Source organism: Micromonospora sp. NPDC093244 (assembly GCF_040683695.1).
In the GTDB taxonomy this organism is placed as follows: domain Bacteria; phylum Actinomycetota; class Actinomycetes; order Mycobacteriales; family Micromonosporaceae; genus Micromonospora.
The window spans coordinates 177,762-190,633 of the sequence record NZ_JBFBEO010000006.1; the positions used below are offsets into that span (position 1 = coordinate 177,762).

Genomic DNA, 12,872 nt, shown 5'->3' on the forward strand with positions numbered 1-12,872 from the left:
GCCCCCGCAGCCCCAGCGCCGGCAGCCGGCTCCGCCACGGCCGGCCGACCCCTGTCACGTGGCCAGCCGGTAGCCGGCGCCCCGCACGGTCTCCAGCCGGTCCCGGCCGAGCTTGCGGCGCAGGTAGCCGACGTAGACCTCGACGGCGTTCGGCGCGGTCTGGACGCTGGCGTCCCAGACGTGGTCCAACAACTCGATCTTGGAGACGACCTGGCCGGGCCGGCGCATCAGGTAGTCGAGCAAGGCGTACTCCCGTGCGGTGAGCGTCACCTCGGCGTCCGCCCGGGTGACCCGCCTGCGGGCCGGGTCCAGCCTCAGGTCGCCGACCGTGAGCACGGCCGGACGTTCCGGCGCTCCCCGGCGCAGCAACGCCCGCAGACGCGCCAGCAGCACGACGTACGAGAAGGGCTTGGTCAGATAGTCGTCCGCCCCGCAGTCCAGACCGTCGGCCTGGTCGTACTCGCCGTCCTTTGCCGAGAGCATCAGCACCGGCAGCCAGTGCTGCTCCGCGCGCAACCGCCGGACCAGCTCGTAGCCGGACAGCCCCGGCAGCATCACGTCGAGGATCATCGCGTCGTACCCGCCGTGCCGGGCCGCGTCCAGGCCGGCCGGGCCGGTCGCCGCCACGTCCACCGCGAACCCCTCCGCCTGCAGACCGCGCTGCAGGGCGGCCGCCAACCGGGCCTCGTCCTCCACCACCAGCAACCGCACAGTCCAAGGGTGCCACCCGGGTCAACGGCGGCGGATCGGCGTCCTCAGCCCGTTCACAGCCGGCACCGGGCAGGATGGTGCGCAGGAGGTGCCCACCATGTCCGTCCTGAGAAGCCGTCCCGTCCTGCGCTGGCTGGTCCCCGCGACCGCCGCCGTCGCCGTCATCGGCGGTGGCGCGGCCGTCGGCACGTTGGCCGCCGAGGCCGAACCGAGCCTGCCGCCCCGTACCGCCGCCCAACTCCTCGTCGATCTTCAGACCTCCCGGCTGGAGGGGTTGTCCGGCACCGTCGTGCAACGCGCCGACCTCGGCCTGCCGCCCCTTCTCGGTCTGGTGCCCGGCAACGACGTGACCACCCTGCTGACCGGTACGCACACGCTGCGTGTCTGGTACTCGGGGCCGGAGCGGCAGCGGGTCGCGCTGCTGGACACCCTCGGCGAGCAGGATGTGATCCGCAACGGCCGGGACCTGTGGACCTGGCAGAGCCGCACCAACACCGCCAGCCACCGCACCCTGGGCGACGGCACCGCCGAGAAGGCCGCCCCGCAGGCCACGCCGAGTCTGCCGGCCACCCCGCAGGAGGCGGCCGACCTGGCACTGGGCGCCATCGACCCCAGCACCGAGGTAAGCGTCGGCCGGGCGGCCACCGTGGCCGGCCACGACGCGTACGAGCTGGTACTCCAGCCCCGCGACCGCGACTCGCTCGTGCACCAGCTGCGTATCGCCATCGACGCCGAGCAGCACGTTCCGCTGCGTTTCGAGGTGCTGGCGAAGGGCAGTGACCAGCCGGCCTTCGAGGTGGCGTTCACCCAGGTCGACTACCGGCGTCCCGACGCGGACCAGTTCACGTTCAACCCGCCGCCCGGGGTGACCGTGAAGGAGGAGGCCGCCGAGCGGCCGGCCGCCGGCGGCCGTCCCGAGCACGCCGCACCGACGGGTGACCCAGGTGTACGGGCCGTCGGCTCCGGCTGGACGACCGTGCTGGTCGCCAAGCTCGACGGTGCGGTCGGCGGCAAGCCGGCCGACGCCAAGCCGGCCGTCCCGCCAGCCGGCGCCGCGCCTGACGTCGACGTGTCGAAGCTGCTGGGCGGGTTGCCGGCGGTCAGCGGCGACTGGGGCAGCGGTCGACTGCTCACCAGCAAGCTGTTCAGTGTGCTGCTGACCGACGACGGCCGGGTGCTGGCCGGAGCGGTCACGCCGGAACGGCTCTACCAGGCCGCTCGCGGCTGATCTCTCCTCGGGCACGCGCCGGGTCGACCACTGGTCGGCCCGGCGCTTCGTTGTGCGGATCACGCCGGGCCGTACGGCTTGATGGGAGCCGACGGAACGCGCTATCTTCGACAATTCGAGGCACAAAAAAAGAACGGCTCAAAGCCGTTCCTGCAAAAGATTCTAATCTTTAGGAGACGGCTTGTCAAGGCACTCCGGCGGTTCCGGTGAATTGCCGCTCGACGACGAGATCGGCCGCGAGCAGGAGTACGTCTCGATGCTCTACGACCGGCTCGACGGGCTCCGTGAGCAGGCCGCCGACCGGCTCACCGACGCGCTGCGCAGCACCGGCGGCACCCTTCAGGACCGCTCCCAGCGCGACAGCTCGGTGGCCATGTACGCCGACCAGGTCGAACAGTTCTCCGCAGTGGAGAACGGTCTCTGTTTCGGCAGGCTCGACGGCGACGACGACTCGCGCCGCTACATCGGCCGAATCGGCATCTTCGACACCAGCGGCGACTACGACCCGCTGCTGATGGACTGGAGGGCACCCGCCGCCCGCCCGTTCTACCTCGCCACCGCCGCCAACCCGCAGGGCATCCGCCGCCGCCGTCATCTGCGTACGCGCCAGCGCAAGGTAACCGGGCTCAACGACGAGGTGCTCGACATCGACACCGCCTCCCCCGGCGCGCACGAGGAGCTGACCGGCGAGGCGTCGCTGCTGGCCGCGCTGAACGCCGGACGCACCGGTCGGATGCGCGACATCGTGGAGACCATCCAGGCCGAGCAGGACCGGATCATCCGCGCCGAACTGCCGGGCGTCATGGTGGTGCAGGGCGGCCCGGGCACCGGCAAGACAGCGGTCGCGCTGCACCGGGCGGCGTACCTGCTCTACACGCACCGCCGGGAACTCTCCAGCCGGGGCGTGCTGCTGGTCGGCCCGAACGCGACCTTCCTGCGCTACATCTCCCAGGTGCTGCCGACACTCGCCGAGACCGGCGTGCTGCTGCGTACCCAGGGCGACCTGTTCCCCGGGGTCAGCGCGCAGCGGACCGAACCGGCCGAGACCGCCGCGCTCAAGGGCCGGGCGGTGCTGGCCGAGGTGCTGGCGCTCGCCGTGCGGGACCGGCAGTGGGTGCCGGACGAGCCCCTGGAGATCGAGGTCGAGCGCGAGGCGCTGATCCTCGACCCGGAGACCGTACGGGCCGCCCGGGACCGGGTACGTCGCACCGAGCGCCCGCACAACCTGGCCCGGGCGCTGTTCGACGTGGAGATCGTGCATGCGCTCGCCGAGCAGGTGGCCGAACGGATCGGCGCCGACCCGCTGGGCGGGGACAATCTGCTCGACGAGGCCGACCGGGCCGAGATCCGCCGGGAGCTGAGCGACGAGCCGGAGGTCAAGGCCACCCTCGACCGGCTCTGGCCGGTGCTCACCCCGCAGCGCCTGCTCGCCGACCTGTACGCCGACCCGGACCGGATCGCCGCCGCCACGCCGATGTTCACCGACGAGGAACGGGCGTCGCTGCACCGCGAGCCGGGTGGCTGGACGCCCGCCGACGTGCCGTTGCTGGACGAGGCCGCCGAACTGCTCGGCGAGGACGAGCGGGCCGCCGCCGCCCGGCGGGACCGCATCCGCCGGATGGAACGCGAGTACGCCGAGGGCGTGCTGGAGATCGCCAGGGGTTCCCGCTCGATCGACGTCGAGGACGAGGCCGAGGGTGGCGAGATCCTCGGCGTCACCGACCTGATCGACGCGGACCGTCTGCTGGAACGGCAGGAGGAGGCCGACCGGTTGACCACCGCGCAGCGTGCCGCCGCCGACCGGAAGTGGGCGTTCGGTCACGTGATCATCGACGAGGCGCAGGAGTTGTCGCCGATGGCGTGGCGACTGCTGATGCGCCGCTGCCCCAGCCGTTCGATGACCATCGTCGGGGACGTCGCGCAGACCGGCGCGCTCACCGGCACGCCCTCCTGGGCCGAGGCGCTCGCGCCGTACGTGGCGCAGCGGTGGCGGCTGACCGAGCTGACCGTCAGCTACCGCACACCCGCCGAGATCATGGCGGTCGCCGCCGACGTCCTGGCCGAGATCGACCCGGAGCTGCGGCCGCCCCGCTCGGTGCGGGAGAGCGGCGTACCCCCGTGGGACCGGGCGGTGCCCGACGGGCAGCTGTCGGCGGAGCTGGTGGCGGCGGCCACCCGGGAGGCCGCCGGGCTGGCCGAGGGCCGGCTGGGCGTGATCGTGCCGGCCAGCCGGGTGGACGAGTTGGGCGCCGCGCTTACCGCGGCGCTGCCCGAGGCTGCCGTGGGCGAGCACCCGGAGCTGGAGAGCGCTGTCGTCGTCCTGACCGTCGCGCAGGCCAAGGGGCTGGAGTTCGACTCGGTGCTCGTGGTCGACCCCGACCGGATGGTCGCCGAGTCTCCCCGTGGGCGCAGCGACCTGTACGTCGCGCTCACCCGCGCCACCCAACGCCTCGGCGTCCTGCGCCCCCAGCCCGACGCCAGTTGATCATGAGGTTGACGTGGCCTGTGGTCTCTGACAGCCACGTCAACCTCATGATCACGAGTCGGTAGATAGGCGCCTGGTCGTCAGTCGCGGGTTTTGTCCTGGGTGGACTTGGCCGGCCCGGTCGCCGACGTGGACTGGTCGCTGGTGCCGCCACCCGTCGGGGTGCTCAGACCGCCTGTGGTGGCATCGCCGGTCGTGGTCGGTGCGACAGTGCCCGGGTGCCGCTCGGGCTGCCGGGCCACCCGACGTACGCTCGCCGGCCCGGCGGTGCCACCGGTGGTGGTGACCGCACCCTGCCCGGCGACGGGACCACCGTCGCGCAGCACGGTCGGGTCGATCGGCTGGTGCGCCGGATCGTACGGGTCCTCCTCCTGGATGACCCGTTCCACGTCCGTGCGGGGCAGCGTCACCTCTTCGACAGCTCCCTTGCCGTACACGCCTCCGGCGATCCGATCCTCGGCCTGGCGGGCGGCGTCCTGCCGCATGTCGTCCTCACGCACGATCATCACCTCGCAGAAGCTGTGGAACTGACTGCGTGCCCGGCCACCGGCCGGGCAAACCGGCGCGACCGGAGGTCGTCCACGACGGTTCACCGTCGCGCCGTCCACTGGCCGTCTGCCCGCAGTCCGGGATGTCCATGCTGTCCGGCGACCGGGGGGAGACGCCCGCCGGCAGGAGGGGAAGACAGCGTGCGCACAGTACGCCGTACCGCCGTCGCGGCCCTGGTGGCCGCGACGGTGACGACCGGGCTCGCGGTGCCCGCCCAGGCTAAACCGCGACCGGACCGGACATTCGACGTGCAGGCCCACCGCGGCGGCCTCGGGTTGCGGGTGGAGAACACCCTCGCCTCGTTCGGCAACGCCCTCCAACTCGGGGTGAGCACCCTCGAACTGGACGTGCAGATCACCGAGGACGGCCAGGCGGTCGTCACCCACGACCGCAAGATCAGCGGTGCCAAGTGCGTCGACACCGCCCCGGTGACGCCCGGCGACCCGGAGTTCCCGTACGTCGGGAAGTACGTCAACACGCTCACCCTGGCCCAGGTACGCACTCTCGACTGTGGTGCGAAGACGCTGCCGGACAAGCCCGGCCAGCTCGCCGTGCCGGGTGCTCGGATGCCGCTGCTGCGTGAGGTGTTCGCCCTGGTGAACCGCTACCGGGCGAGCGACGTGACGCTCAACGTCGAGACCAAGGTGGAGGCCGGCGCACCGACCGAGACCGCGCCCCGCGAGCAGTTCGTGCGGGTCACCGCGGCCGAGATCCGCGCGGCCGGGCTGCTCAGGCAGGTCACCATCCAGAGCTTCGACTGGGGCGCGCTGATGCGCATGCGCCAGGTCGAACCGAAGCTCCCGCTTGTCGCCCTCACCAACTACGACTTCCTCCAGACCGGTCAGCCGGGCGCCTCGCCGTGGCTGGGCGGACTGGACATCGACGACTTCGGCGGCGACCCGATCAGGGCGATCCGCAGCTTCGGCGCGAGCGCCTTCTCACCTGTACACGGCATGCCGCAGAACGGCACTGTCACCGACCCGGGCTACCAGCCGTACGTCACCAGGGACATGGTCGCCCGGGCCCACAGTTACGGGATCAAGGTGATCCCGTGGACAGTCGACGACGTGCCGACCATGACCAAGCTGATCGAGGACGGCGTGGACGGCATCATCACCGACTACCCGGACCGGCTACGCGGCGTGCTGGCGCAGCGCGGCTACCGGCTGCCCAAGGCGTACGCGGCGCCGTTCGACATCCAGGCGCACCGGGGCGGACGGGCCACCCGGCCGGAGAACACCCTGTCGGCGTTCGCCAACGCGCTCTCCAACCGGGCCATCTCCACCCTCGAACTGGACACCGGCGTCACCGCCGACGGCACGCTCGTGGTGCTGCACGACCGCACGGTCAACGGGTCGCACTGCGTCGACACCGCCCCGGTACGCCGCGGCGACCCGATGTTCCCGTACGTGGGCAAGGGAGTGCACGAGCTGACCCTGGCGCAGCTCAAGACCGTCGACTGCGGCACGAGGACGCTGCCGGAGCTGCCCGCGCAGGTGCCCGTCCCAGGTGCCCGGATCCCCACCCTGGACGAGGTTTTCGCCCTGGTGAAGGCCAGTGGCCGTACCGACGTCGGGATGAACATCGAGACGAAGATCAGCCCGGTGGTGAACGACACCGAGCCGTACCGCAGCTTCACCCGCAAGCTCGTCGACGCCATCCAGCGGGCCGGCTTCACCAGCCGGGCCACCATCCAGTCGTTCGACTGGCGCACCATCACGTACGCCAAGCAACTCGACAAGCGGATCGGCACGGTCGGCCTGGTCTGGCAGTACGGGCCGACCGAGTGCGCCACCCTCGCCGACGAGTGCTCGCTGGAGGCCGTGTACGGCGACCCGTCGGTGAAGAGCCCGTGGACCGCTGGGCTGGACTGGTGGAAGTACCGGGACCTGGGCAGGCTGACCCGCGCCGCGGGGGCGGGCACGGTGTCCGCCAACTGGCAGGTGCACGACCCGAAGCAGGGCACTGTCGCCTCGGCCGACTGGTACCTGCGGGAGAACCCGGCGTACTTCCACGGACCGGACGTACGGACCCTCCAGACGCGGTACGACCTGAAGGTGATTCCGTACACCGTCGACGACGCGACTGTCATGCAGCGGGTCATCGACCTCGGTGTCGACGGCATCATCACCGACGACCCGGACCTGCTGGTAAGCGTGGCCGTCCGCAACGGCCTGCGCTGACGTGCGCCGACCCGACCGCCGGCTGGATTTTTCGGCCGGCGGTCGGTGTTACCTGCTCACCGGCGTCGGGTAGTCGGGGGGCGTCCCCGCCGTGAACACGAACCGCGCCGTGGCCGAAACGCGGTAGCGGGGCGAGGGAAGGCAGGTACGACTCATCGCATCCTGAGGAGGACCAGATGAGCACGCAGGCTGCTTCCACCCGGCCGATGAACCGGCCGATGAACGACCCGCAGAACCCCGCTGCCATGCGGGACACGCAGCAGATGCCGGTCATGCACGACGGGCATCGGAACGACATGCGGGCACCCGGTACGGAGACCAAGCAGGCGTTCAAGACCACCGAGTTCTGGATCTACCTGATCGCGGTGGCCGCCGTACTGGGCGCGTCGCAGGTCGTGGGTCGGAACTCGGCAGGGGTCGACATCTTCCGGGCCGACAACGCCTGGTTCCTGATCACCCTGCTGACGTTGGGCTACCTCGGTAGCCGGGGTCTGGCCAAGGCCGGCAGCGCCTGGCGCAGCGGCGAAGAGCGCAAGACCCGGCACTGACCGGATCACGGCGCACAGTGGCCTCCGGGAGAATCTCCCGGAGGCCACTGCCGTCTGTGGACGGAACTACTCGTCGCCACCGAAGTCGCCGAAGTCGCCCTCGAAGGCGTCCTCGATCATCTCGCCGGCGATCATGCCGCCGGCGACGCCGAGCGCCGCGCCGGCCACCATGCCACCCATACCGGGGCCACGGCCGTGTCCGTGACCGCGCCCGTGGCTCGGGCCGTACTGCGAGAGCAGGCTGCCGTAACGGGAGGTCGTCTCCCGCAGCCAGCCGTCGACGACCTGTGCCCAGTCGACGCGGTCGACGTCGGCGTGCGACACCTGGAAGCGGCCGAAGGCGTCGTGCCCGGCGCTGAGGAAACCGCCGCGCTTGTCGCACTCCAGGATCACCTCGACGCCGCGCTGGCTCGTCACGAAGGTCAGCTCGACCTCCCTGATGGTGCTCGCGTACTGCGGGGCGGCGAAGAACTCGATCTCCTGGTAGAACGGCAGCGTCTGCTGCACGCCGCGGATGTGACCGCGCTCCAGGTCGGCGTGCTTGAACCGGAAGCCGAGCCGCTGGAACGCCTCCAGGATCCGCTCGTGCACCGGCAGCGGGTGCACCGCCACGTGGTCCAGGTCGCTCTTGTCGACCGCGCGCGCCACGGCCAGCTCGGTACGCAGGCCCATCGTCATGCCGTGCAGGCGCTGGCCGTACACGTCGGTGATCGGGGTTTCCCAGGGCACCGGCAGCTGGAACGGGATCGACAGCTGCTGCTTCGGGGCGAGCTCGAACGCGCCACTGACGGCCATCCGGTGGAACTCGAGGGTGCCCGAGTACTCGGCGTCGTGCCCCTCGACCTCGACCCGGGTGACCAGCCCGATCACCACCTGCTCGATGGCCGCCGGGGCGTCACCACCGACGAGGTTCACCTGCCCGTCGAGGGTCAGGCCGGGCCGGGTGTTGGGGTTGGTCAGCACGGTGTCCACACTGGGGCCACCCACGCCGAACGCGCTCAACATCTTCTTGAAGACCATCGGAACTCCTGTGCGACGCCGACCGCTCCAGGCTGGAGTCGGACGTTGACTCGACGCGCACCTTATCCAGATGCGCTGTGAGGTGGCTGTGAAGCGTGCCGCGTCCCGTGTGTCGCCAGATCCTCGATCGCCAGCTCGGTTGCATGGTCCGGGTCGCCGCCGGCCCGGCTCAACAACCCGTCGGCGAACCAGTGACCGGCGACGCCTCCTCCGTCGGTGACATCGAGGTACAGGCCGAGATCGCAACGCTCGCCGCCGACGGTGACCTGCCAGTCGGGGCGACGCAGGTAAACGGCGAGCAGTAGTCGCCATGCCAATTCATCGCGCTCGGCGCGGCGGACCGGGTCACACTCGAGCAGGGCCTCGGCGACGCCGTCCGCGGTGGGATCAAACCCGTCCAGCAGCGGCAGCAACGACGGGTCCGCCAGGTACGCGGCGGCCTGGAAGGTGAACGTGTGCACCGCGTCCTGGGCGAGCAGCCCACGTACAAGTGGAAGCGCCCGCACGTCCCGTCGCCGCGCCAGCCCTCGGATGCCTTCGGCGCGTACCTCCGGGTCGGCGTCGTGGATGCGGTCCCACAGTGCCCTCCGGACGGCATCGCCGTCGGCGGTGCTCGCCCAGCCCAGGCTGAAGGTGGCCCACTCCCGGACCTTCGGGTCGGGGTCGGCACACAGGTCGATCAGCACCGCCTCGCCGGCTTCGGCCGGCGGGTCGTCGAGGACTGCCGGCACCGCGACGGCGACCTGGAACCGTACGTCGCTGTCGGGACTGTCCGCGAGGGTGACCAGGGTCGGCAGGGCGCGAGGGTCGCAGGTGGCGCCCAACGCGCGCGCGATCGACCAGTGCACCTCGGGATCGGTCTCGGTGGCGGCCAGCGAGATCAGGGCCGTCGTCGCCTCCACGCGTACGTCCTCGTGCTGGCTGCTCGTGACGCCAAGCAGGTCGCACGCCGCCGCGCGCACCACGCGGTCCGGATCGGCGAGCCGGCCGAGGGCCAGCCGGACAGCCAGGGCACCCGCGTCGGCCGCCTGCCGGAGCAACACCGATCCGTCGTCGGAGTCGCCATCCTCGACGGTCCGCCGTAGCCGCTGCACCGCCCGGTCGAACAGGTCCGCCACCTCGTGCGCTTCCACGGCCACGATGGTGCCCGCCGATCAGCGCATGCCGCCACCGACTTCTGATCGACTCGACATCCCCGAAGTGGGGCCATCAACCCAACCGGGACACCCCGACGTCGGCGATGTCGTGTGGATCATGGGTCGGTACGGGTGAACCTGCCGTCCTTGACCCCGTTGACGAACGCGGTCCAGTCGCTGTCGCCGTAGACGAGGATCGCCGCCGCACGGTCCTTGCTGTCGCGCACCGCCACCCGACGAGAACCGTCGAGCACAGGCCCCGCCTCGACGCAGTTGCCGCCGTTGTCGGGGCTCCTCGTGCTGATGTGCCAGGCGACATCAGGCGTGGACTCGCTCATGACAGCTCCTCCGCGAGTGCTGTGATCAGCTTCGCCGACTCAGTCGCACTGAGTGCGGCCTCCCGGAGGCGATCGTACGCGCGGACGTAGCGCGAGGCATTGCCCGATTCCAGGAAGAGACGCCCACCGAGGGTTTCGGCGTGGGCGACGTCTGAGTAGGGGGCCGGCATCCTGAAGAGCCAGAAGGTGCCATCCAGGCCAGCGTGCAGCCCGAGGGTCAGCGGAAGGACACGGATCTCGACGGTCGGCCTCGCGATAGCGCGCGCCAGGTGAGTCAGTTGAGCAGCCATGACGCTTCTGCTCATGACAGGCCGCCGCAGGACGATCTCCTCAATGATCACGGCGAGTCTCATGGGGGAAGGAGCATCCAGCAACCGCTGACGATCCATGCGTAGTTGGACCCACTTCCGAATCTCGACCTCGCTTGCGGAGTCGGGCTCGGCATTTCTGATGACCGCCTCGGCGTAGTCGCGTGTCTGAAGCAGGCCGGGTATCAGATGCGCCGCGTAGGTACAAACCTCATCGGCTCTCGATTCCAACCATGGGAAGTCGATGAACGAGTTGTCGTAGATCGTCTTGTCGAAGCCGTTGTCCCAGCGGTCGACGCGCCAGGCGTCTTGCGCCAGCTGGATCAGCCGATCTCGTTCTCGCTCGTCGTAGACGCCGTAAAGGTCCAGCAACGCCACTACCAGATCTCGGCGGAAGGGCCATTCCGCCCTCTCGTATCGGGCCAGGGACGAGAAGTCACGCTCAAGATACTGCGCGACGTACTTGAGGGTGAGCCCACGCTTCTCGCGCAGCTCACGCATCTGCTGGCCCAGCCATTGGGCACGCAGGGTTCGAACGAACGGCTCTCTGTTCGCGGCCATGCTCACCTCTCCAGGCATCCACTGAAGGATTCCGTTGGTGTCGTTGCACCAAGACCGAGGCCACTGGAAACGTGGCCTTCGGGTGAGGGTGATCGCCGGCCCCCGGGGACGCCCGGTGCAAACACGACGACCGCGGCTGTGCCAACAGCCGAGAAGGTGACGAGAGACGGCCTCGCGAGTGGCAGTCGCATACCGGCTCTCGTCGGGTCTCAACTGGAGCGTCGGGATGTGCGAATCCCGGCTCCGAACCGACTTGACGAATAAGTACCACGGCAAAGGGCGCCTTGCGACCCTGACCCGCCCATCGGTCGACGACGCGTGAGGTGATGAATGACCCGAGGCACGCTCTACGACGGCACGTTCCACGGCGGCGCTCGGTTGGCCCGGCTGCACCCGAGCCAGGTCCGCGACCGGCAGTTCACCGTGGTCGGTTTCGGCCGACGCGGGTTGGACCCCCGGGAGGTACGGCAGTTCCTGCACCGCGTCGCGCTCGACCTGGCGACGCTGCATCACGACGTGGCCCGGCTCAGCGAGGAGAACGCCCGGGTGAAGCGGGCGCTACGCGACTGGCACAGCGCCTGGCCCGAGCGGCGTCAGCCGTGAGCCCAGGATGGGAGCACCAGTACAGCGGGCTCTTCACGCCGCTGCCGAGGTTCGCCGTCGAGGCGTACACGGAGAGACCTCGGCATGTGATCCACCTGCCGGTGGCGGTCGCCGACCTGGCCGGGGCATTGGAGCTGGCGCGGACACTGGCTCGTGCGTTGGCCTCGACGCCGCAGGTCGACGTTGCCGGCACCACAGTCTCGGCCGAGGACGCGCAGCACGTACGACATTGGGTGTTCTGCGACCGGATCATGCCCGATCGCCTGCGGTGCGGGCTGCCGGCCGACCACCCCGCATCCTGCCGGCCCGCCGATGACCTCTGAGCCCGCGCGGCCGGTCAAGATCCGCGCAACTACCGGGAAGCTGCTGGTTCGCGTTGCCGTACCTCACCAAGCGGCGGCGAGCCGGGCGGCCGGGCTGAGTGGCGTCAGGGCTCCACGACCACCAGTTCGCCTACCTGCTCGCCGATCACGGTCCGCGCCTCGGTCGGAAGCCCACGGTCGGTGATCAGTACGTCGGCGGCCTCCAGGGGGGCGATGGTGGCGATGCCGATCGTCTCCCACTTGGTGTGGTCGGCGAGCACCACGAGCCGGCGGGCGGCGCCGATGAGGCACCTGTTGACGCCGGCCTCCAGCAGGTTGGGGGTGGTGAAGCCGGTACGCGGGCTGAGGCCGTGCACACCCAGGAACAGCAGGTCGACGTTGAGGGCGCTGATGGCCGCCTCGGCAACCGGCCCGGTCAGCGCGTCCGACGGGGTGCGGATCCCACCGGTCAGCACGACTGTCTGGTCGGCGCGAGGGTTCTGGTAGAGCGCGTCGGCCACCGGGATCGAGTTGGTCACCACGGTCAGCCCGCGTACGTCGGAGAGCAGCGTGGCCAGCGCGGCGGTGGTGGTGCCGGCGGACAGCGCGATGGCCATTCCCGGCTCCACCATCGTCGCCGCCCGTTCGGCGATGGCCCGCTTCTCCTCCTGCTGGCGGATCGACTTCGCGGCGAAGCCGGGCTCCTCGGCCGATCCGGGGCCGGCGAGCGTGGCGCCGCCGTGCACCTTGTCGACCAGGCCGCGCTCGGCGAGCACCTCCAGGTCGCGCCGGATCGTCATGTCGGACACGCCGAACCGGCTGACCAGCTGACTCACCCGCACGCCGCCGCGCTGGCGGATCAGATCGAGGATGGCGGTCTGCCGCTGCTGGGCGAGCATG

Annotated in this window: 13 protein-coding genes; 6 read left to right on the forward strand and 7 right to left on the reverse strand. The window is 70.5% G+C overall.

Features of this window, described 5'->3' with window-relative positions:
- Positions 1-54: 54 nt before the first annotated feature.
- Positions 55-711 carry a response regulator transcription factor gene (locus AB0N27_RS25525; protein ID WP_357988570.1) on the reverse strand — a complete coding sequence of 219 codons (657 nt, stop codon included), beginning with the start codon at positions 709-711 and terminating at the stop codon, positions 55-57.
- Between the two features lie 97 nt (positions 712-808).
- On the opposite strand from AB0N27_RS25525, the gene AB0N27_RS25530 reads away from it, so the two are divergent.
- The gene (locus AB0N27_RS25530; protein ID WP_364374726.1) at positions 809-1,939 is read left to right on the forward strand and encodes a sigma-E factor regulatory protein RseB domain-containing protein; all 1,131 of its coding nucleotides are present in this window, start codon (positions 809-811) and stop codon (positions 1,937-1,939) included.
- A gap of 256 nt (positions 1,940-2,195) precedes the next feature.
- Complete coding sequence (locus AB0N27_RS25535; protein ID WP_364375011.1) at positions 2,196-4,424, forward strand: AAA family ATPase; 2,229 nt, start codon at positions 2,196-2,198, stop codon at positions 4,422-4,424.
- A gap of 80 nt (positions 4,425-4,504) precedes the next feature.
- On the opposite strand, the gene AB0N27_RS25540 is transcribed toward AB0N27_RS25535, so the two are convergent.
- On the reverse strand, positions 4,505-4,924 hold the full coding sequence (locus tag AB0N27_RS25540; protein ID WP_364374729.1) for a hypothetical protein: 420 nt from the start codon (positions 4,922-4,924) through the stop codon (positions 4,505-4,507).
- 189 nt (positions 4,925-5,113) lie between these two features.
- On the opposite strand from AB0N27_RS25540, the gene AB0N27_RS25545 reads away from it, so the two are divergent.
- Both AB0N27_RS25545 and AB0N27_RS25550 read left to right on the forward strand, forming a co-directional pair.
- Positions 5,114-7,156, forward strand: coding sequence for a glycerophosphodiester phosphodiesterase family protein (locus AB0N27_RS25545; protein ID WP_364374732.1), 2,043 nt, complete (start codon positions 5,114-5,116; stop codon positions 7,154-7,156).
- A 176-nt stretch (positions 7,157-7,332) separates the two neighbouring features.
- The gene (locus tag AB0N27_RS25550) at positions 7,333-7,704 is read left to right on the forward strand and encodes a hypothetical protein (RefSeq protein WP_364374735.1); all 372 of its coding nucleotides are present in this window, start codon (positions 7,333-7,335) and stop codon (positions 7,702-7,704) included.
- Positions 7,705-7,770: 66 nt separating this feature from the next.
- On the opposite strand, the gene AB0N27_RS25555 is transcribed toward AB0N27_RS25550, so the two are convergent.
- The 4 genes from AB0N27_RS25555 to AB0N27_RS25570 all read right to left on the reverse strand — a co-directional run bounded on the left by AB0N27_RS25555 (position 7,771) and on the right by AB0N27_RS25570 (position 11,067).
- Positions 7,771-8,724, reverse strand: a complete 954-nt coding sequence (locus AB0N27_RS25555; protein WP_364374738.1) for a sporulation protein — start codon at positions 8,722-8,724, stop codon at positions 7,771-7,773.
- Between the two features lie 62 nt (positions 8,725-8,786).
- Positions 8,787-9,857, reverse strand: a complete 1,071-nt coding sequence (locus tag AB0N27_RS25560) for a HEAT repeat domain-containing protein (RefSeq protein WP_364374741.1) — start codon at positions 9,855-9,857, stop codon at positions 8,787-8,789.
- A 119-nt stretch (positions 9,858-9,976) separates the two neighbouring features.
- Entirely contained in the window at positions 9,977-10,198 is a 222-nt protein-coding gene (locus AB0N27_RS25565; protein ID WP_364374744.1) for a DUF397 domain-containing protein, read from the reverse strand.
- Positions 10,195-11,067 carry a helix-turn-helix transcriptional regulator gene (locus tag AB0N27_RS25570; protein ID WP_364374747.1) on the reverse strand — a complete coding sequence of 291 codons (873 nt, stop codon included), beginning with the start codon at positions 11,065-11,067 and terminating at the stop codon, positions 10,195-10,197. The genes AB0N27_RS25565 and AB0N27_RS25570 overlap by 4 nt, the downstream gene beginning before the upstream one ends.
- Positions 11,068-11,397: 330 nt before the next feature.
- Here AB0N27_RS25570 and AB0N27_RS25575 point away from each other — a divergent pair, with 330 nt between their 5' ends.
- A complete protein-coding gene (locus tag AB0N27_RS25575; RefSeq protein WP_364374750.1) occupies positions 11,398-11,670 on the forward strand; it encodes a DivIVA domain-containing protein in 273 nt (90 codons plus the stop codon).
- Positions 11,671-11,756: 86 nt separating this feature from the next.
- Positions 11,757-11,993, forward strand: coding sequence for a hypothetical protein (locus AB0N27_RS25580; protein WP_364375014.1), 237 nt, complete (start codon positions 11,757-11,759; stop codon positions 11,991-11,993).
- A gap of 104 nt (positions 11,994-12,097) precedes the next feature.
- On the opposite strand, the gene AB0N27_RS25585 is transcribed toward AB0N27_RS25580, so the two are convergent.
- Complete coding sequence (locus AB0N27_RS25585; RefSeq protein WP_364374753.1) at positions 12,098-12,871, reverse strand: DeoR/GlpR family DNA-binding transcription regulator; 774 nt, start codon at positions 12,869-12,871, stop codon at positions 12,098-12,100.
- Between the last annotated feature and the right edge of the window lies 1 nt (position 12,872).

Excerpts from the sequence above, each read along its gene's own strand:
- AB0N27_RS25585 (WP_364374753.1), bottom strand. The coding sequence starts at position 12,871 with ATGCTCGCCCAGCAGCGGCAGACCGCCATCCTCGATCTGATCCGCCAG.
- AB0N27_RS25555 (WP_364374738.1), bottom strand. The coding sequence starts at position 8,724 with ATGGTCTTCAAGAAGATGTTGAGCGCGTTCGGCGTGGGTGGCCCCAGT.
- AB0N27_RS25535 (WP_364375011.1), top strand. The coding sequence starts at position 2,196 with ATGCTCTACGACCGGCTCGACGGGCTCCGTGAGCAGGCCGCCGACCGG.
- AB0N27_RS25530 (WP_364374726.1), top strand. The coding sequence starts at position 809 with ATGTCCGTCCTGAGAAGCCGTCCCGTCCTGCGCTGGCTGGTCCCCGCG.
- AB0N27_RS25570 (WP_364374747.1), bottom strand. The coding sequence starts at position 11,067 with ATGGCCGCGAACAGAGAGCCGTTCGTTCGAACCCTGCGTGCCCAATGG.
- AB0N27_RS25550 (WP_364374735.1), top strand. The coding sequence starts at position 7,333 with ATGAGCACGCAGGCTGCTTCCACCCGGCCGATGAACCGGCCGATGAAC.
- AB0N27_RS25575 (WP_364374750.1), top strand. The coding sequence starts at position 11,398 with ATGACCCGAGGCACGCTCTACGACGGCACGTTCCACGGCGGCGCTCGG.
- AB0N27_RS25565 (WP_364374744.1), bottom strand. The coding sequence starts at position 10,198 with ATGAGCGAGTCCACGCCTGATGTCGCCTGGCACATCAGCACGAGGAGC.